General features: G+C 63.2%; 14 protein-coding genes and 1 tRNA gene. 5 read left to right on the top strand and 10 right to left on the bottom strand.

Translation table 11 applies throughout. The features are described 5' to 3' along the window. Nucleotides 1-142: 142 nt before the first annotated feature. From AC0L3K_RS23190 to AC0L3K_RS23150, 9 genes are all read right to left on the bottom strand, one after another. Nucleotides 143-1,453: an ABC transporter substrate-binding protein gene (locus AC0L3K_RS23190; RefSeq protein ID WP_007601097.1), complete on the bottom strand. Its 1,311-nt coding sequence runs from the start codon at nt 1,451-1,453 to the stop codon at nt 143-145. A gap of 188 nt (nt 1,454-1,641) precedes the next feature. Continuing rightward, a complete protein-coding gene (locus AC0L3K_RS23185; RefSeq protein ID WP_007601098.1) occupies nt 1,642-2,883 on the bottom strand; it encodes an ABC transporter substrate-binding protein in 1,242 nt (413 codons plus the stop codon). 43 nt (nt 2,884-2,926) lie between these two features. Then, complete coding sequence (locus AC0L3K_RS23180; RefSeq protein WP_473366976.1) at nt 2,927-4,408, bottom strand: ATP-binding cassette domain-containing protein; 1,482 nt, start codon at nt 4,406-4,408, stop codon at nt 2,927-2,929. After that, nucleotides 4,408-5,334 (bottom strand): branched-chain amino acid ABC transporter permease, encoded by a 927-nt coding sequence (locus tag AC0L3K_RS23175; RefSeq protein WP_219683503.1) that lies wholly within the window; start codon nt 5,332-5,334, stop codon nt 4,408-4,410. The genes AC0L3K_RS23180 and AC0L3K_RS23175 overlap by 1 nt, the downstream gene beginning before the upstream one ends. A gap of 1 nt (nt 5,335) precedes the next feature. Next, entirely contained in the window at nt 5,336-6,211 is an 876-nt protein-coding gene (locus tag AC0L3K_RS23170; protein WP_007601104.1) for a branched-chain amino acid ABC transporter permease, read from the bottom strand. Between the two features lie 104 nt (nt 6,212-6,315). Beyond that, nucleotides 6,316-7,557 carry an ABC transporter substrate-binding protein gene (locus tag AC0L3K_RS23165; protein ID WP_219683504.1) on the bottom strand — a complete coding sequence of 414 codons (1,242 nt, stop codon included), beginning with the start codon at nt 7,555-7,557 and terminating at the stop codon, nt 6,316-6,318. 250 nt (nt 7,558-7,807) lie between these two features. Further along, nucleotides 7,808-8,911, bottom strand: a complete 1,104-nt coding sequence (locus AC0L3K_RS23160) for an NAD(P)/FAD-dependent oxidoreductase (protein ID WP_473366975.1) — start codon at nt 8,909-8,911, stop codon at nt 7,808-7,810. Between the two features lie 10 nt (nt 8,912-8,921). Then, nucleotides 8,922-10,106: a calcium-binding protein gene (locus AC0L3K_RS23155; RefSeq protein ID WP_007601108.1), complete on the bottom strand. Its 1,185-nt coding sequence runs from the start codon at nt 10,104-10,106 to the stop codon at nt 8,922-8,924. Nucleotides 10,107-10,304: 198 nt separating this feature from the next. Beyond that, nucleotides 10,305-11,525, bottom strand: a complete 1,221-nt coding sequence (locus tag AC0L3K_RS23150; RefSeq protein ID WP_007601110.1) for an SMP-30/gluconolactonase/LRE family protein — start codon at nt 11,523-11,525, stop codon at nt 10,305-10,307. Nucleotides 11,526-11,805: 280 nt separating this feature from the next. Between AC0L3K_RS23150 and AC0L3K_RS23145 the strand changes: the two genes are divergently transcribed. The 5 genes from AC0L3K_RS23145 (at nt 11,806) to AC0L3K_RS23125 (ending at nt 16,340) form a co-directional block, all read left to right on the top strand. Further along, nucleotides 11,806-12,069, top strand: a complete 264-nt coding sequence (locus AC0L3K_RS23145; RefSeq protein WP_247288140.1) for a hypothetical protein — start codon at nt 11,806-11,808, stop codon at nt 12,067-12,069. 438 nt (nt 12,070-12,507) lie between these two features. Then, a complete protein-coding gene (locus AC0L3K_RS23140; protein ID WP_007601112.1) occupies nt 12,508-14,070 on the top strand; it encodes a 2-isopropylmalate synthase in 1,563 nt (520 codons plus the stop codon). A gap of 170 nt (nt 14,071-14,240) precedes the next feature. Then, nucleotides 14,241-15,245: a TRAP transporter substrate-binding protein gene (locus AC0L3K_RS23135; protein ID WP_007601113.1), complete on the top strand. Its 1,005-nt coding sequence runs from the start codon at nt 14,241-14,243 to the stop codon at nt 15,243-15,245. A gap of 194 nt (nt 15,246-15,439) precedes the next feature. Further along, nucleotides 15,440-16,075, top strand: a complete 636-nt coding sequence (locus AC0L3K_RS23130) for a Spy/CpxP family protein refolding chaperone (RefSeq protein WP_007601114.1) — start codon at nt 15,440-15,442, stop codon at nt 16,073-16,075. Nucleotides 16,076-16,264: 189 nt separating this feature from the next. After that, a tRNA-Lys gene (locus AC0L3K_RS23125) sits at nt 16,265-16,340 on the top strand. A gap of 748 nt (nt 16,341-17,088) precedes the next feature. Here the strand turns inward: AC0L3K_RS23125 and AC0L3K_RS23120 are convergent. Further along, a complete protein-coding gene (locus tag AC0L3K_RS23120) occupies nt 17,089-17,967 on the bottom strand; it encodes a GNAT family N-acetyltransferase (RefSeq protein WP_473366974.1) in 879 nt (292 codons plus the stop codon). Nucleotides 17,968-18,210: the final 243 nt, after the last annotated feature.

The raw sequence follows: 18,210 nt of genomic DNA, 5'->3' as shown, positions 1-18,210 counted from the left end.
CGCGGGGGGTGGGGGGCTAACCCCCCACCCCCCGCCACTAGCCCAGCGCGCGCCGACAACCCCCCACCCGCCTCGCCGCGGCCCGCGCCCCCGCCACCCTCTCCCGCAAGGGAGAGGGACGCACCGTCTGCGCGGCTTGAACCTACGTCCCGTAGGTCGATCCCTTCGGCAGCGGAAACACCGGGTCCCGCGTCCTGATGTTCGTCGGCCACACCACCGAGATGTGCTCGCCGGCATTTTGCATCACGACCGGGGTCGAGCGCTCGTTCTGGCCGGAGAGCGGCGTGCCCGGCGGGAAGAATTTCACGCCATAGCCCTGGATGGTGCCGCCGGCGGGAATGTCGACGTCGAGCGCGGCCTTGCGAATGGCCTCGGGCTCGAAGCTGCCGTACTTCTCCTTGGCGACCGGCAGCACGTTGTTGAGCAGGATCCAGGTCTGGTTGAAACCCATCGAGCAATGCGGCGGCACGTCGGTGGCGCCGGTCTTGGCCTGGTAGCGCGTGACCATGGTCTTGGTCAGATCGCCGATTCCAGGCGCAAGCTTGGCTGGATCGAGCAGTTGCGCGGGCACCGGATCGATGTTGCAGAAATTATCGATGTCGGGGCCGAAGGTCGCGCGCAGCTTGTCGAGCTGGCTGTAGCCGGCGCCCGCGCCGAACAGCATCTTGAACCGAAGGCCGCTCTCGCGGGCCTGACGCAGGAACAGGGTGATGTCGGGGTTGTAGCCGGCATGCGAGATCACATCGACCTTGGCGCGCTTGAGCTTGGTCACAAGCACCGACAGATCAGGGGCGGAAGCCGAATAGCCCTCGCGCATCACGACCTGGATGCCCGCCTGCTTGGCATAGGCCTCGTCCGCCGCCGCGACGCCGACGCCATAAGGGCCGTCCTCGTGAATCAGCGCAACCTTGACGTCCTTCGGGTCCATGCCGAGCTTGCCTTGCGCGTGCTCGGCGACGAAGCCTGCGAAGGCCTGGCCGTACTGATCGGAATGGATCTGCGCGCGAAACACATATTGCAGGTTCTTGTCCTTGAACACGGCGGTCGAGACCGCGGTCGTGATCCAGAGGATCTTCTTCTGCTGCTCGACCTTCGCGGCCATCGGCACCGCATGCGCGCTGGAATAGACGCCGTTGATGATGTCGATCTTCTCCTGGCTGATCAGCCGCTCGGCCTCGTTGATCGCGACGTCGGCCTTGCTCTGCGAGTCCGCCGCGACCGGCACGATCTTGGTCTTGCCGCCGATGCCGCCCTTTTCGTTGACGAGGTCGATGGCGATCTGTGCGCCGACCGACGAGGCGACCGAGCCGCCGGCGGCGAACGGACCGGTGAGGTCGTAGATCAGGCCGATGCGCAAATTCTCGGCTTGCGCCTGGGCGCGTGTCCAATCGAGGCTGAGTGCGGCGGCGGCAGCCGCCGAGCTCTTCAGCAGCTGCCTGCGTGAAGTCGGCATCCTATCCTCCCTCAAAACCGTTTTATGATTTGGTCTTGTTATTCTTTTTCGAATTATGGGGAGCGGGGCGGCGGAAAGTCAACATCACCCAAGGTCGATAGGCGGTGCGCCGCACAACGCATCTGCGAAAGACAAAGAAAAGCCCACCGCTCCCGCGGAGCGATGGGTTCGACGTCAGAGCGGGCCGGTTACTGCGACAGCTTCACGAAGCTCGGAAACTTCAGCTTGCCGTCCGCGATCTTCTCGGGCCAGACCACGACCTGCTTGGAGTCCTGCCACTGGAAGACCAGACCCGAAACGGTCGTCGGACCGGACTTGATGCCGTGGGTAAACTCGTCGTCCTTGCCGTAGAACTGGATGCGGCCGATCGTGCCCTCGTAGTCGGTCTTTTCGAGTTCAGTGACCATCTTGTCGGGATCGGTCGAGCCCGCGCGCTTGATCGCCTCCGTGATGAAGTAGACCTCGTCATAGGCGGTGTAGCCGGTATAGGCCGGCGGCGAGCCGAACTTGGCCTTGAAGGCGGCCGCGAACGGCTTCGTCTTGGAGGTCACGGCGACATCGGGCGTTGCGACCGCCAGCGACGGGACGCCGTCGGCGGCGCCATTGGTGTCCTTCCAGAAGGTCGGGCTCAGCGCCTGCGCGCTGATACCGAACATCGGGATCGGCACCTGCTGGTTCTTCCACTGCACCGTCGGCTGCACGCCGACATGCGAGATGCCGGTGACGATCACGTCCGGCTTCTTGGCCTCGATATTGTTGAAGATCGGCGTGAAGTCGGTGGTATCAGGCGAGAACCGCACGTGCTCGACGACCTTGAGGCCCGCTTTCGGGAGACAAGCCTCGTAGCCGACGTCGAGCGGCTTGGTCCAGGCGGCGTCCTCGCTCATGATCGCGACCGTCTTGAACTTGAGCTTGTCGACCAGGAGATCCTTGGCGGCGTCGCAGACGAGCTGGGCTTGCGCGGCCGAGGTCAGATAGCCGTGGAAGGTGTACTTGTTCTTCTCGTAGTCGTTGTGGATCGCCTTGGTGATCTCGTTCGAGGCCGCGCCGGGCGTGATCAGCGGCATCTTCAGCCGCGCCGCCCAGGGTTCGAGCGCGAGAACGACTTCGCTGATATAGCTTGCGATCACGGCAGAGACCTTGTCCTCGCTCACCGCGCGCTGGAACGCACGCACCGAGTCCGCCGAGGAGCTCTTGTTGTCGTAGGTCACGATCTCGATCTTGCGGCCGAGAATGCCACCCTTGGCGTTGATCTCGTCGGCAGCGATCTGCGCGCCGCCGGGCGTCGCGGCCCCCGCGATCGACTGCACTTCGGCGATGACGCCGATCTTGATCGGGTCGTTCGACTGCGCGTAGGCGGGAGCGGCGAGGCACAGCGCCAGCGCGGAAGCGAGGAGGAAGCTGCTGCTCAAATTCGGGGATGGTCGCATGGTCGTTTTTCCCTTTGCTTGTTTTGTTGTTGGTATGGGCGAATCAGAGAAAATCGGCGCCAGCCTCCGCGGCGAAGCGGCCGGGATCGCCCTCCCAGACGATCCTTGCATGCTCGAGCACATAGACGCGGTCGGCATGTGGAAGCGCGAAGGTCACGTTCTGCTCGCCGAGCAGCACCGTGATCGACGTCGTCTGCCGCAGCCTCGTGAGGGCCTTGGACAAGAGTTCGAGGATGACGGGGGCGAGGCCCAGCGTCGGCTCGTCCAGGATCAGGATCTGCGGCTGCATCATCAGCGCGCGGCCGATCGCAAGCATCTGCTGCTCGCCGCCGGACAGCGTTTGCGCCATCTGGCCCTGACGCTCTTTCAGGATCGGGAACAGCTCGAACAGCCAGGCCAGCTGTGCCGCGCGCTTGTCGTCGGCCAGATGTTGCCCCCCGAGATCGAGGTTTTCCCGCACGCTCATCTCGCCGAACAGCTCGCGCGATTCCGGGCACTGCACGAGGCCGCTGCGGGCGATTTTCGCTGGGCTCGTGCCGCGCAGCTTCTCGCCGTTGCGTACGATCTCACCGGTATAGGGCAGGAAGCCAGAGATGGTGTTGAACAATGTGGTCTTGCCGGCGCCGTTGAGGCCGACGATCGAGACGAACTCGCCCTCGTGGACGTGGATCGAGACGTTCTCCAGCGCCTGCGCCTTGCCGTAGAACACGCTGACATTCTCGACCTGGAGCAGCGGCACCTTGTCCTTGAAGCTGGTCTCGGGCCGCGCATGGGTCTCGATGGCGCCGCCGAGATAGACCCGCCGCACCGTCTCGTTCTTCATGACGTCATCGGCCTTGCCGGTGACGATCTCCTCGCCGAGATACATCGCGAGCACGCGGTCGACCAGGGCGGCCACGCTCTTGACGTTGTGGTCGACCAGCATCACCGCGCGGCCCTCGTCGCGAAAACTGCGGATCAGGTCGGAGAAGATTTCAACCTCGGCCCGCGTCAGCCCCGCAAAGGGCTCGTCCACCAGCACCACCTTCGGATCGCGCGCGATCGCCTTGGCCAGCTCGAGCCGGCGCAGGTCGGCGAAGGGCAGCGTCGGCGGGCGGCGGTTCATCACGTTGCCGAGTCCGACGCGGTCCGCGATCCATTTGGCACGCTCGACCAGCGCCTTGTCCGGAAACAGCATGAACAGGCTGTCCGGCAGCAGCGCGACCATGATGTTCTCCAGCACGGTCTGCCTGTTCAGCGGCCGCGAATGCTGGAACACCATGCCAAAGCCTTTGCGCGCGATCTTGTGCGCGGGAAGGCCGGCGACGTCCTCGCCCTCGAAGATCACTTCGCCTGATGTCGGGCGCTCGATGCCCATCACGCTCTTCATCGCGGTCGACTTGCCCGAGCCGTTCGGCCCGATCAGGCCAAAAATCTCGCCGCTATTGACCTCGAAGCCGAGGTTCTTCACCGCCGTCAACCCGCCGAAGCGCTTGGTTAGGCCGCGGACTTCGAGCACGGCCCTGTTTGAAGTTCGCATATCCATCACGAGCGCGCCTCACGCGAGAGGGCCGCTCCGAGGAAGCCGCCGGGGAAGAACAGCACGACGAGGAGCGCGACCGCCGAGACGATGAAGGTTGCGAGCTCGCCGGTGGGGCGCAGGAATTCGCCGGCGACGATCAGGAAGATCGCGCCCAGCGCCGCACCGAGCACTGTGCGGCGGCCGCCGAGCACGGCCGAGACGATCACGTTGACGCCGACCGCGACGTCGACCACGGTGCCGACCGAGGCGGTGCCGAAATAGAACACCAGCAGCGCGCCTGATAACCCCGAGAAGAACGCGCTGACGATGAAGGCGGCGAGCTTGTGCTTGACGATGTTGAAGCCGAGCGCACCGGCCTGCACCGGGTCCTGGCCGCTGGCTTGCAGCACCAGGCCAACAGGCGATTGCGAGAGGCCATAGAGGATCGCCGCCGAGATCGTCATGAAGCCGAGCGCAATCCAGTAATTGACACCAGCGTTAATGGAGATGACGTCGGGAATGGTCAGGCCGATCTCGCCGCCGGTCAGGTCGGCAAACACCACGATGAAATTCTGCAGCATCAGCACCGCGACCAGCGTGGTCAGGCCGAAATACGGTCCGCGCACCCGCAGCGCCGGCAGCGCCAGCACGAGGCCGGCGATGACGGAGGCGAGCGCACCGAGCACGATGCAAGCGTAAACCGACCAGCCGAACTGGGCATTCAGGATGCCGGCGGTGTAGGCGCCGACGCCGATCAGGAAGGTCGGGCCGAAATTGACCTCGCCGGCGAAGCCGAACAGCAGGTCCCACGCCATCGCGAACACGCCGAAGTAAAAGGCGACGGTGAGCAAGCCGAGCACATAGCCCGAGACATAAAGCGGCAGCGTGGCTGCGATCACCACCAGCGCGAGCGAGATGAAGAACAGGCGGGTCGTAAAGAAGCTGGCCATCTCAGCGCCTCCCCAGAAGGCCCTGGGGCCGTATGTACATCACGAACACGAGCAGCAGCAGCGCCGGAATGGTGCGGTAGGCCGGCGAGACCAGATAGGCCGTGAGCGTTTCGAGATAACCGACCACAAAGGCCGCGATCAGCGAGCCGGAGACGCTGCCGAGGCCGCCGAGCACGACGATCGAGAACGCGCTCGCGGTCAGCGGTCCGACGCTGTAGGAGCTGACGCCGAGGAACATTCCGAGCAGCACGCCGGCGATGCCGGCGAGAATGCCGTAGATCGCCCACACCACGACGTAGATGTTGGTGAGCTCGAGGCCGAGCAGGGTGACGCCGCGTGGGTTCATCGAGGCCGCCAGCACCGCCTTGCCGGTGCGGGTGCGGTTCACCAGGAGCCACAGCAGCGCGATGACGAAGCAGCACACGATCGCGGTAAAGATCTCGTTGCTGGGCGTGCGTACGCCGAGGATCTCGACGACGCCCTCGACGATCGGCAACACGGTCTTGGCGTTGTTGGTGAAGAAATAAGCGATCACCTCCTGGATCATGATCCCCCACAGCAGCGTGCCGGTGAGGACGAAGATCTCCTTCTCTTCATTCGGGATGCGCCGGGAGTCCTGGATCGGCTTCACCACCGCAAAATAGGTGGCGAAGGATGTCAGGAGAGCGACACCGACCCCGATCAGTGCGCCGGCATAGGTGCCGACATTCAGGATGCTGGCGGCGGCCCAGGCCGCCACCGCTGCTGCCACCATGATGGCCCCATGAGAGAGGTTGAGGACGCCGGACACGCCGAAGATCAGCGTGAAGCCGGTGGCACCGAGAGCATAGAGAGCGCTGATGGCAAAGCCATCGATCAGAATCTGGAAAGCACGCATCTAAGGTTGGCAATCTGATTTATGAGAGACGATGTTGCTGGGGCAACGTGCTGCGGGAGCCGCATGTGGAAGCTCCCGGGAGCTGGTCCCGGGAGCGTGTCCTGCTAGTTCGAGAGCTTGATGAAGCTCGGGAACTTGATGTCGACCTTGGCGACTTCCTTGGGCCAGACCGCGCTCTGCTTGCCGCCCTGCCACTGCAGCATCAGCCCGGTGATCAGGCCCTTGCCGTATTTGATCGAGTGCGTGAACGGATCGTCCTTGCCGTAGAACTGGACGCGGCCGATCGTACCTTCCCAGTCGGTCGTCTCAAGCGCGGCGACCAGCTTGTCGGCGTCGGTCGAGCCCGCGCGCTTCACCGCGTCGGCGATGTAGTAGACCTCGTCATAGGCGGTGTAGCCGGCATACGAGGGATAATTGCCGAACTTCTTCTTGAAGGCTTCGGCGAACGGCACCGATTTGGGCGTCACCGCGACGCCCGGGCCGGAGACGCCCTGGTAGAGCACGCCTTCGGCCGCCTGATTGGTGTCCTTGCCAAAAGTCTCGTTGGTGGCCTGCGAGGCGATGCCGAACATCGGGATCGGCACCTGCTGGTTCTTCCACTGCACCGTCGGCTGCACGCCGACGTGGGAGATGCCGGTGATGATCACGTCGGGCTTGGAGCCTTCGATCTTATTGAAGATCGGCGTGAAGTCGGTGGTATCGGGCGAGAAGCGGATGTGGTCGAGCACCTTCAGCCCGATCTTGGGCAGGCATTCCTCGTAGCCGATGTCGAGCGGCTTGGTCCAGGCGGCGTCCTCGCTCATGATGACCGCGGTCTTCATGTGCATCTTGTCGACCAGCAGGTCCTTGGCGCCGTCGCAGACGGAAAGCGCCAGCGCGGCGGAAGTCAGATAGCCGTGGAAGGTGTATTTGTTCTTCTCGTAGTCGGCATGCACGCTCTTGCTAATTTCGTTGGACGCGGCACCGGGCGTGACGAACGGCGTCTTCAGCCGCGAGGCCCAGGGCTCAAGTGCCAGCACGACTTCGCTGATGTAGCTGGCGATGACCGCGTTGACCTTGTCCTCGTTTACCGCGCGCTGGAATGCGCGCACCGAATCTGCCGAGGAGGAATGATTGTCGTAAGAGACGATCTCGATCTTGCGGCCGTCGACGCCGCCATTGGCGTTGATCTCGTCGGCGGCGAGCTGTGCCGCCTGGGGGATGGAGGCGCCGGCAATCGCCTGCGCTTCCGCGATCACGCCGATCCTGATCGGGTCGGCCGCAAGTGCCGCGCCTGACGTCATCAACACAACGGCCGCGGCGGTACCGAGTGCTATCCGCAACGCAACAGAGAGCGGTTTCTTCATCTTGTTCTCTCCCTTAACAGGCCTCTTATGAGCCATTATGCCGCGACTATACCGGCGGAGACATTCTCGGCAAGTGAAACCGCGTCCAGGATTGTGAGGCACGGACTAAAGTCTAGCGCTGCGCAAATAGCGGGCAGGAAAGCTGCCGGACCCGTTTCACGCGCAGGCATGCAGATTCCGTCGGTAGGCATGCGCAGCTATCGTGGGCGCACAGCAAGCCGATTGCTGAATGCGATGCCGTCGCGTCGGCTCAGCGCGCTCGCAGCAGCGACGGATCGAGCGGCGCGAGGCGGGCCGGATCGAATGGCGAGATGTCGACGTTGCGTGTCGCACCCTCCGCGATCAGTTGCGCCATGGCCTCGCCCGTGGCGGGCGCATTCAGGATGCCCCACACATTGTGCCCGGTCGCAACGTACAGACCTTCACTTTGCGGCACCTTGCCGATCAGCGGCAGGCCATCCTGTGTCACCGGCCGGAAGCAGGCTTGCCGCGCAATGATCCTCTCGGATCGGAACAGTGGCGACAGCCGCTCGGACATGGTTTGCAGGCGCGCGATCGCGTCGTGGTCCGGCATCACGGCAGCCGGATCGAGCGGAAGCGGCGCGATGTCGGAGAGAGCGGTGATATGCGTGCTGCCGTCGGCGCGAGGAAAGACCTCGATCGACACGGCACTGCCATTCTCTTCAGACTCCAGAAACAGCGCATCGGCCGGCACATTCGTGCCGGTGTCGTACACGATGCTCGGGCTGCGCTGACCGTAGACGGCGGGCAGGCTCATCCATTGCGCGGCGAGCAGAGACCATGGTCCCATCGCGATCACGACGGCGTCCGCCTCGACGATGCGGCCATCGACCTCGACGCCCGTCGCGGTCGTGCCGTCCGCATCGCGCATGATGCCGGTCACCTGGCCCGGACGAAACTCGGCGCCTTGCGCGAGCGCCGCGTTCATCACGGCTGAGGTGAATTTCTTGGGGTGAACGATCGCAGTGGTCTCCATCGTGCCAATGCGCTGCGCGATGATGACGCCGTTGCTGAGCCAGCCGAGCGCGGACGGTGCATCCCGGCGCGGATGGCCATCGGCGGCAACGAAGCCGCTATAAGCGCTCATCGGGCGATAGCCCCAATCGCCTGCGATCTCGTCCGGCAGTTGCGCATGGATCGCGAAGCTCCGTCGCGCCAGCGCATCGAGCGGCGAGCCCTCGCACCAGTCGCGTGCGAGGAAGCCGCCCGCCTTGCCTGACGCCGCGGCCGCGACGTCCGCCCGCTCCACGACGACGACGTCGATGCCGCGGCGGCGGAGAAACCAGGCGGTGCAGGCGCCGATCACGCCGCCGCCGCAGATCACAACGCGCATGAATGCTCTCTTACACAATGAAATCCTTCGCATGGAGATCCGCGGTATGGACCCCCTCCAGCGTAATCGTATCGGTCGCCGTCAGGTGGATCACCGCATTTCCTGTGCTGTCATCGCTGATCAGGCTTTTTAGCGCCGCCCAGTCTGCGAAGCCGTAATCGTGCAAATTGATCACATCGTGCTCGCGCGCCGTGCTGCCGACAGCCTTGTTGCCCTGGTCGAAATCGTTGATCACGTCCAGGCCTGAACCTTTGTTGAAGACGAATCTGTCGTCGTTCGGTCCGCCCCAGAGCTGGTCATTTCCGCGACCGCCATTCAGCATGTCCTTGCCGCCCGTGATCGAGCCGGCCGTGAACGGAGCGTAGGTCTGTGCATCGCCATACAGCAGATCGTCGCGGCTGCTGCCGAGGAGGATATCATCTCCGCCGCGCGCATTGCCTGACATGTTCGAGGCATCCCCGACGAGCACGATGGACGTGGAGTCCGGGTTGCCGTCGACGGTAGCGATCAGGATATCGTTGCCGCCACGGGTATCGTCGCTCATGTAGCCGGCGTCTCCGACCAGAGACGCGCCTCCGGATTGGGCGGCGGCACCGACGGTGTAGATGAGGATGTCGTTGCCGCCGTGCGCATCGCCGCTCATGGAGACGAGGGCGTCGCCCGATATCGAAGCGCCGCCGTAACTGCCGACCTGGGTCACGCTGAGGATATCATTGCCGCCGCGCGCATGATCGCTCATGGAACTACCGGAGTCTCCGCAGAACGTGCCGGACGCTCTGTTTCCCATCGATGCAACGACGACATCATTGCCGCCCCTCGTGTCGGCCGACATGGCGGTTTCGGCGTCGCCAAAAACACCGAGGGTCGCGTAGATCGATGTCGATGCATCGACATGAAGTACATCGTTGCCGCCATGGGCGTCGCCGGACATCGCCTGCGCATCGCCGTCCAGGAACACGTAGTCCCCGAAGCCTGTGACGGTCGCAGCGAGCTGGTCGTTTCCGCCGTGAGAATGTCCTTGCAGGGTCTGGTCGTCCCCAACGAATATCAGGACCGCGTTGCTCCCATCGACGGTCGCGATCATCTTGTCGCTGCCGCCGCGGCCGTCGTTCGGCAGGCCCGGGTCCCCGAACTCAGTGACAAATTGCTGGTCCCCAACGCTGACGATGATGGTGTCGTTTGGCATACGGCGCATCGCGCAACTCCCGGTTCAAGTCGGACGCGAGAACGAAGAGCATCATGCCTTCGCACCGCGCTGCGGCTTTGCCGCGCGATTCAATCTTCGTTGGATTGATGGCGGAGATTTGCTCGGGGCGTAGCTTGATTGCGATCAGGGAACCGCGGGCGCCGGCGGTCCACGCCGACGCCCGTGCTTGCGATCGCGCGCGCGGGCTCAGCCCGGGCCTGCGCCTTGCGTGGCGGTATACACCGCGTAGAGCGATTGGCTCGCGGCCATGAACAGGCGATTGCGCTTGGGGCCGCCGAAGCAGATGTTGCCGCACACTTCGGGCAGCCGGATGCGGCCGAGCAGCTTGCCCTCCGGCGACCACGTCGTCACGCCGCTGTAGCCGACGGCCCGGCCGGCATTGCTGGAGGCCCAGACGTTGCCGTTGACGTCGCAGCGCACGCCGTCCGGCCCGCACTTCACGCCGTCGATCACGCACTCGCTGAATCGCTTCTGGTTCGACAGCTTGTTGTCGCCGCCGACGTCGAAGACGAAAATCTCATCCTTGCCGCCGGGACCGGTGTCGCCGGGTCCCTTGCCGGTTGATACGACGTAGAGCTTCTTGAAGTCCGGCGAGAAGCACAGCCCGTTCGGGTCGGGCACCTGCTCCTCGGTGACGACGAGGTCGACACGGCCGCTAGGGTCGATGCGATAGCAATTGGTCGGCAGCTCGCGCTTGCCTGGTGCAAAGCCGGCGGGCTGGCCAATCCGCGGATTGAGCTTGCCGCCGGAATTGCTCGGACCGCTCGGGGCGTCGGGCTCACCTTCGTAGAGCTGGCCGCCATAGGGCGGATCGGTGAACCAGTAGCTGCCGTCAGGATGGGCGACGACATCGTTCGGCGAGTTCAGCTTCTTGCCGTTGTAATTGTCGCAAAGCACGGTCGCGGTACCGTCATGTTCATAACGCGTCACCCGCCGGGTCAAATGTTCGCAGGAGAGTTGACGGCCCTGGAAGTCGAACGAGTTGCCGTTGGAATTATTGGACGGCGAGCGGAACACGCTGACGCGACCGTCGTCTTCGCTCCAGCGCATCTGCCTGTTGTTGGGAATGTCGCTCCAGAGCAGATAGCGGCCCTGTGCACTCCACGCCGGGCCTTCAGCCCACAGCAGGCCCGTGTAGAGACGCTTGATCGCCGTGTTAGGCTGCGCGAGATCGTTGAAGGACGGATCGACCGCGATCACGTCGGGGTCCCAGAAATAGGTGGTCGGCGCGCCGTGGGGACCGAAATCGCGTGGCGGGGTGGTGATCGTCGTCGGCGGCGCGGCAGGTCCGGTCTGGGCCAGCGCGGAGCCGGCGCCGGCAAGAGTGGCGGCGCCGAGCGCAAGTCCCTGAACGAGCGTTCGTCGTGAAAGCGCAGCATCCTGGTCACGCTGCTTTTGGCGTGTCATCGCATCCTCCCGGTCATGTTCGGCTAGCCGGTTGATCCGGCCGAGCAGGGCAAGGTTAGTCCGGTCCGATGACGGTTGCGAGGGGGAGGTACGCATCCTCAGCGAGAGCGGGGCGGCAAAAGCGCTGCAACGTCGAACATGGAAACGACAAATTCATCCGGCGTGACGGGGTTTACCGGAATTGCGTTCAGGGCATCGCCGAGCTGTGGAGCATGTCAAGCCTTGACCTCCCGCGCGATGCTGGCAGAACGTTATTCGGGGGCGTAAGTCGGAGTTCACTGTGGTCGCTGTCGTCGTACTGGTTTTGCTGCTCGGGATTGCATTTGCGGCCGGCTATTTCACCCGCGACTACGTCTCCCGCAAAAGGCGAGCCGAGGCGCGCCGCTGGCGTGAGTACAGCGAGCCGGATTGGCTCAGTGCCAACGCACCGGCCAACACCAACGAGATCGCGATCGCCGGCAAGGCTGCGCCGGTTGCCACCGGCGAGCTCGGTCAGATGCTGAACCGCTGGGAGAGCAGGGCTCGCGCCCGCCGTACGGCGTAGCTCGACGGTCTCGCTTGGGTCCAATCGGGCAGACACACCGGCACCGGGTCCTTCCACGCATCCGGCGGTGCGATCATGTCAGCCCTTCTGTCCATCTTTTGGCGTTGCGGTTGCGGCCATTTCTCGTCTAGAAACGACGCATCGAGCCTCCCGGCAACCAACCGTCAACGGTTTTGACCGAGGATTTGAGGGCTCAAAAGGGTCTGGCAATGCTGATTCGCGGCCAATTCGATGGGATTTCGAGGGAGGTGGCTCTGGCCGCCGCCACGATCCCGGCCGCGCTGCTGCCCACCCTCCTGATTGGCGGGCTTCTTCTTACTTGCCCCTGAGGGCCGGCTGGGCGCCATGCGCCTGGGCGCTCAGGGGTTGGTCGAGATCACCGGACACCTCAAGCGCCCAGAAGACTGACGGCGCAAAAGCTCAAAAGGAATTTTCGAAATGGCCATCGTGAACAAGTCCGAGAAGGACCGCGTCATCATTTTCGACACCACCCTGCGCGACGGCGAGCAGTGCCCCGGCGCCACCATGACCTTCGAGGAGAAGCTCGAGGTAGCCGAGATGCTGGACGATATGGGCGTCGACGTCATCGAGGCCGGCTTCCCAATTACCTCGGAAGGCGACTTCCAGGCGGTCAGCGAGATCGCTCGCCGCTCCAAGAACGCCGTTATCGCCGGTCTGTCGCGTGCCCATCCGGCCGACATCGACCGCTGCGCAGAGGCGGTGAAATTCGCCAAGCGTGGCCGCGTCCACACCGTGATCGCGACGTCGCCGCTGCATATGCGGGTGAAGCTGAACAAGACCCCGGAACAGGTGCTCGAGACCTCGGTTGCCATGGTCGCGCGCGCCCGCAACCAGATCGACGACGTCGAATGGTCGGCCGAAGACGGCACCCGCAGCGAGATGGACTATCTGTGCCGCATCGTCGAAGCCGTCATCAAGGCTGGCGCCACCACGGTGAACATTCCCGATACCGTCGGCTACACCACGCCCGACGAATACACCCACTTCATGAAGACGCTGATCGAGCGCGTGCCGAACTCGGACAAGGCGGTGTTCTCCGTGCACTGCCATAACGACCTCGGCATGGCGGTGGCGAACTCGCTGGCCGGCGTCGTCGGCGGCGCGCGCCAAGTCGAGTGCACCATCAACGGCATCGGTGAGCGTGCCGGCAACGCCGCGCTGGAAGAGATCGTGATGGCGATCAACGTCCGCAACGACAAATTCCCGTTCTGGAACAAGATCGACACCACGCAGCTGACCCGCGCCTCGAAAGTGGTGTCGGCGGCGACCTCGTTCCCGGTGCAGTACAACAAGGCGATCGTCGGCCGCAACGCGTTCGCGCATGAGAGCGGCATCCATCAGGACGGCGTGCTGAAGGACGCTTCCACCTACGAGATCATGCGGCCCGAGATGGTCGGCCTGAAGCAGTCCTCGCTGGTGCTCGGCAAGCATTCTGGTCGCCACGCCTTCGTGCACAAGCTGGAGGAGATGGGCTACAAGCTCGGTCCCAACCAGCTGGAAGACGCGTTCACACGGATGAAGGCATTGGCCGACCGCAAGAAGGACATCTACGACGAGGACATCGAGGCGCTGGTCGACGAGGAGATGGCGGCTTCGCACGATCGCATCAAGCTGACCTCGCTGACCGTGATCGCCGGCACCCATGGCCCGCAGCGCGCGACCATGAAGCTCGACGTCGACGGCCAGATCAAGATCGAGGAGGCCGAGGGCAACGGTCCGGTTGACGCGGTGTTCAACTGCATCAAGCGCTTGGTGCCGCACGAAGCCAAGCTCGAGCTGTACCAGGTCCACGCAGTGACTCAGGGCACCGACGCGCAGGCCGAAGTCTCGGTGCGGCTGTCGCATGAGGGACGTGCGATGACCGCGCGCGCGGCGGATCCGGATACGCTGGTGGCCTCGGCAAAGGCCTATCTCGGCGCACTCAACAAAATCGTCATGAAGCGCCAGCGCGACACCGTGACGACCGCCGCCGCGAGCTGAGGTGGCGACCACCGCCTCTTCCGGAAGCGGGAGAGGCGGTGCTTGCGGCGTTCACCATGAATGGCTGCCCTGCTAACGGCCAATAGCAGTTGGTGATGTCGACCTGTATTGATGCTAACGGCATTGGCCACCCGTGCGCCGGGCGGCCCAAATAACAACAGGGAGAGATTATGCGCACCTTCGCGATCGCTGCGTCCATCGCGGTCCTGGCTCTTGGCTTGACCGGGCCGGCATCGGCCCAAGCGCCCATCATCATCAAGTTCAGCCACGTGGTGGCCACCGACACGCCGAAGGGCAAGGCGTCGGAGAAATTCAAGGAGCTCGCCGAGAAGTACACCGGCGGCAAGGTCAAGGTCGAGATCTACCCGAACTCGACGCTCTACAAGGACAAGGAAGAGCTCGAGGCGCTCCAGCTCGGCAGCGTCCAGATGCTGGCGCCGTCCAACTCCAAGTTCGGCCCGCTCGGCATCCGCGAGTTCGAGGTGTTCGATCTGCCCTACATCCTCCCCGATCTGAAGACGCTGCGGAAGGTGACGGAAGGTCCGCTCGGTGCCAGGTTGCTCAAGCTGCTCGAACCGAAGGGTATCACCGGCCTTGCCTATTGGGACAACGGCTTCAAGGAGATGAGCGCCAACAAGAAGCTGGTGACGCCGGCCGACTATCAGGGCGTCAAGTTCCGCATCCAGTCCTCGCGCGTGCTCCAGGCCCAGTTCAAGGCGCTCGGCTCGCTGCCGCAGGTGATGGCGTTCGGCGAAGTCTACCAGGCGCTCCAGACCGGCGTCGTCGACGGGCAGGAGAACACCTGGTCGAACATCTATACCCAGAAGATGCATGAGGTGCAGAAGTACATCACCGAGAGCAATCACGGCTACATCGGCTACGTCGTGATCGTGAACAAGAAGTTCTGGGACGATTTGCCGGCCGACATCCGCGACCAGCTGACGAAGGCGATGAAGGAAGCGACCGACTTCAACAATACGCAGTCGCAGAAGGAGAACGAGGACGCGCTCGCCGAGATCAGGAAGAGCGGCAAGAGCGAGATCATCAAGCTCACGCCGGAGCAGGATGAGGCGATGCGTAAGGCCATGGAGCCGGTCTACAAGGACGCCGCAGGCCGCATCGGCCAACCGTTGATCGACGAGTTCCAGAAGGAAGCGAAGAGCACGACGAACTGATTTGAACGGACCATGAATGGGGCTTCCGTGCCGGGCGCGGAAGCCCCTTTTGTTGCGAATGATTTCCGATTGCGACTGAACTAAAATTCAGGAGCGTTACATCTTCGAAAGAACGCGCTCCCTGTCCAAGTTGTAAGTTGCGCGTAAGCCGCGCTGCGCCCATCCTCATGGCATCCTTCCAGAGGAGAGTTCGCATGAGGAAATTCACCATCGCCGCCATCGCCGTGCTCAGCATCGCCGGCTCGGGCGCGGTCTATGCCCACTATCATCGCCCGTGGATGCACGAGCACATGCGCCACATCCGCATGAACCCGGAAGACCGCGCCGCCATGGTCGACGCGCGGATCGCCGCCGTCCATGCCGGGCTGAAGCTCAACGCCGATCAGGAGAAGCTGTGGCCGCCGGTCGAGGCCGCCGTGCGCGACTTCGCCAAGCTGCGCATGGACCGCGCCAATGCGCGGATGAATGCCGGTCCCGGCGATGCCGGCAAGGACGCCAATAAGGACGCCAACAAGGATGCCGACAGGCCGGAAGATCCGGTCGCCCGCCTGCGCCAGCGCGCCGAGGACATGGGGGCGACGTCGGCGGCCCTGAAGAAGATCGCCGATGCCGCCGATCCGCTCTACAAGACTCTGGACGAGGGCCAGAAGCGGCGCCTCGCCGTGCTGACCCGCCACCGCGGCCCGTTCGGCGGTGGCGAAGACGGCCCGCGCGGCCACTTCATGGAGCGTGGCATGGACCGCATGATGGAGCGCGGTATGGACCACTTCCACCGTGACCGTTTCGACCGCGACGGCGGCTCGGACGGGGACCGCGAGGGCCGGCTCTGAGCCTGCAAGGGTGGCCCCGCTCAACCCTGGCGAAGCCGCTGGAATCCAGCGGCTTTTCGCTTTTTTGGGGGATGTGGGCACGCCCTTGGCATACCCTTGTCATAGCCTTGGAAAACTTACGTGCCATCGCTTGCCAGACCCGGATCGCTTTGCTAAACGACCGGCCTCGCAAGGCTTTAACCGCCTTTCGGGCGCATAGCTCAGTTGGTAGAGCAGCTGACTCTTAATCAGCGGGTCCCAGGTTCGAGCCCTGGTGCGCCCACCACCCTTAAGAGATTGGCCCGCAAGGGCTTTTTTAAATTCCTCCGCAGAACAAGCCGGGTCTCGTGCGACGCTTTTGATGGTCGCACGCCGTGCGACGAGTCGGATAATTAGGACCGAAGCCCCTCCACCTGTAACACGAAATCTACCGGTCTGCGTTCAGCTCTTCATACCGTCCTTCAGCACCTGCAATTCAAGCCTATCGATACCGAAATCGGCGCGAGCCGCATTGCGGGCGCGGCAGTGCTTCACGATGGTCTGCGCGCTTCGGTATGAATGTCCAGTAGAAGGCGCGGAGCTTCGGTTTGCACCTGAAGCGAAGGTCGGTATCGGCTGTTGCGCCTCCCCGATGTGAATCTATCGGGGGCGCTTCGCGACGCTCCCCGGTCCGGTGGTCCGCCGAGGCTTCGGCCCATTTTTCCTGCCACAGGTCAAACAGTGGGTTTTGCTCTACCTACGAACCTCGAGAATGCCATATCCATTAATGAGGGCAAACCTACAATTTTGTACGTTCGCGCGCTTAAGGACGTTGCCGGCGAGTCTCTTTCCGGCGGAGACCCTCGTCAGCTTCTTCAGGTCGAGGCGACATCGGCAAAAACGACGGCTATTTTGTTGAGCCTATATGGCCAAATTGGCGAGAGCACATTAGTGACCTCAACCATTTCCGTGAATCGGCGCCAAGCCGTTGCCTGTAGAATAAGGGCGAGCACCGGCGTTGGAAACCAGCGCCGATCAACGATTTGCTTCTCAGCTCAGCTCAACGCGTGAGCGGCCAATCCGTAGACCCACGGCTCGTTTTCCTTTCGGTTCAGGAATCGCCGTCCCTTGGACATGGTTGTGACCGTCTCGCTTATAGCGAGGCGGCTCTGCTGAAGATAATCAGCAAATAGGCCCGTCTGCTCCCGAGTATCGACGCGGGCGAAACGGCCGGTGAGATCCTTAAGATGCGCGGCCGTGAGATGGATCGCGTCATAATCATTGCTGGCGACAATGGGACCGATCACGTGACCACGCCCGAACTCGCGCTTCATGGAGTAGCCGACTGTCTTGCCGTCGCGGCGCAGTACACAGATTGACGCACCTTCCGAAAGCAGAGCAAGCAGCTCCCGGCGGCTCGTGCCGAACGCACGCTCATCCAGCGCTGCAATCTCATTGAGTGTTTCGGCTGACGCCGATCTCAATTTGCCATCCAGAACTGATATCGGTGGAAGGGGTGATACGACCTCTCCCTGCCACTGATACACGACCGCTTCCTTGGTGAAGCCCAGCGACAGATAAAGATGATAGGCAGCATCGGTCGAGTTCAGGGTAAGATTCCGATCCCCACACCGTTCGAATACCTGTTCCATAAGCCATCGGCCGGTACCTTGTGCTTGGGTGCGCGGCGATGTGAGTACCAGGCCGATGGTGGCGAATTCGCGTCCGTGCGGGAACCACATTGCGCTTCCGAAAACGCGCCCGATGCCGTCAACAGCGACGATGCCTTGACCGGCGCGGCGCAGGAAATCCCAGTCCTTTGGCCGATGCGGCCAGCCGACCGCAATCGAGAGCGCGTGGAGCAGCTTCACATCAACGTCTCGAATGTCGCGCGCGACCAATTCGAAGGACTTCAGGCGTACGGATCGTCCCATCTCAGTTCATTCCTTCGCGGAATGCCAAAGTCTATGGCTTGGCGTGCTTTATGAACCTGCTGCCCAGTTGCGACAGCAAACGTGTTTGCCGCAGCATTGCACGGAAGGCCAGCAGGTTTCACCTGTTTTGGTACAAGTGTTCGAAATGTTCGGCATATAGCGCACCGAGATTCGGCAGAGAAAGCTTCTGCTTGCCGCTAGGCTGTAGATGTCCGGCGAGCTCGCTGCGCGCCAACAAGTCAT

Source organism: Bradyrhizobium sp. MI1.10 (assembly GCF_055811035.1).
Note: the sequence above shows the minus strand (reverse complement) of the source record. Positions and strands in the feature narration are given on the sequence as shown.

Excerpts from the sequence above, each read along its gene's own strand:
- AC0L3K_RS23160 (WP_473366975.1), bottom strand. The coding sequence starts at position 8,911 with ATGCGCGTTGTGATCTGCGGCGGCGGCGTGATCGGCGCCTGCACCGCC.
- AC0L3K_RS23120 (WP_473366974.1), bottom strand. The coding sequence starts at position 17,967 with ATGGGACGATCCGTACGCCTGAAGTCCTTCGAATTGGTCGCGCGCGAC.
- AC0L3K_RS23140 (WP_007601112.1), top strand. The coding sequence starts at position 12,508 with ATGGCCATCGTGAACAAGTCCGAGAAGGACCGCGTCATCATTTTCGAC.
- AC0L3K_RS23150 (WP_007601110.1), bottom strand. The coding sequence starts at position 11,525 with ATGACACGCCAAAAGCAGCGTGACCAGGATGCTGCGCTTTCACGACGA.
- AC0L3K_RS23170 (WP_007601104.1), bottom strand. The coding sequence starts at position 6,211 with ATGCGTGCTTTCCAGATTCTGATCGATGGCTTTGCCATCAGCGCTCTC.
- AC0L3K_RS23135 (WP_007601113.1), top strand. The coding sequence starts at position 14,241 with ATGCGCACCTTCGCGATCGCTGCGTCCATCGCGGTCCTGGCTCTTGGC.
- AC0L3K_RS23155 (WP_007601108.1), bottom strand. The coding sequence starts at position 10,106 with ATGCGCCGTATGCCAAACGACACCATCATCGTCAGCGTTGGGGACCAG.
- AC0L3K_RS23190 (WP_007601097.1), bottom strand. The coding sequence starts at position 1,453 with ATGCCGACTTCACGCAGGCAGCTGCTGAAGAGCTCGGCGGCTGCCGCC.
- AC0L3K_RS23165 (WP_219683504.1), bottom strand. The coding sequence starts at position 7,557 with ATGAAGAAACCGCTCTCTGTTGCGTTGCGGATAGCACTCGGTACCGCC.
- AC0L3K_RS23180 (WP_473366976.1), bottom strand. The coding sequence starts at position 4,408 with ATGGATATGCGAACTTCAAACAGGGCCGTGCTCGAAGTCCGCGGCCTA.
- AC0L3K_RS23130 (WP_007601114.1), top strand. The coding sequence starts at position 15,440 with ATGAGGAAATTCACCATCGCCGCCATCGCCGTGCTCAGCATCGCCGGC.
- AC0L3K_RS23185 (WP_007601098.1), bottom strand. The coding sequence starts at position 2,883 with ATGCGACCATCCCCGAATTTGAGCAGCAGCTTCCTCCTCGCTTCCGCG.
- AC0L3K_RS23175 (WP_219683503.1), bottom strand. The coding sequence starts at position 5,334 with ATGGCCAGCTTCTTTACGACCCGCCTGTTCTTCATCTCGCTCGCGCTG.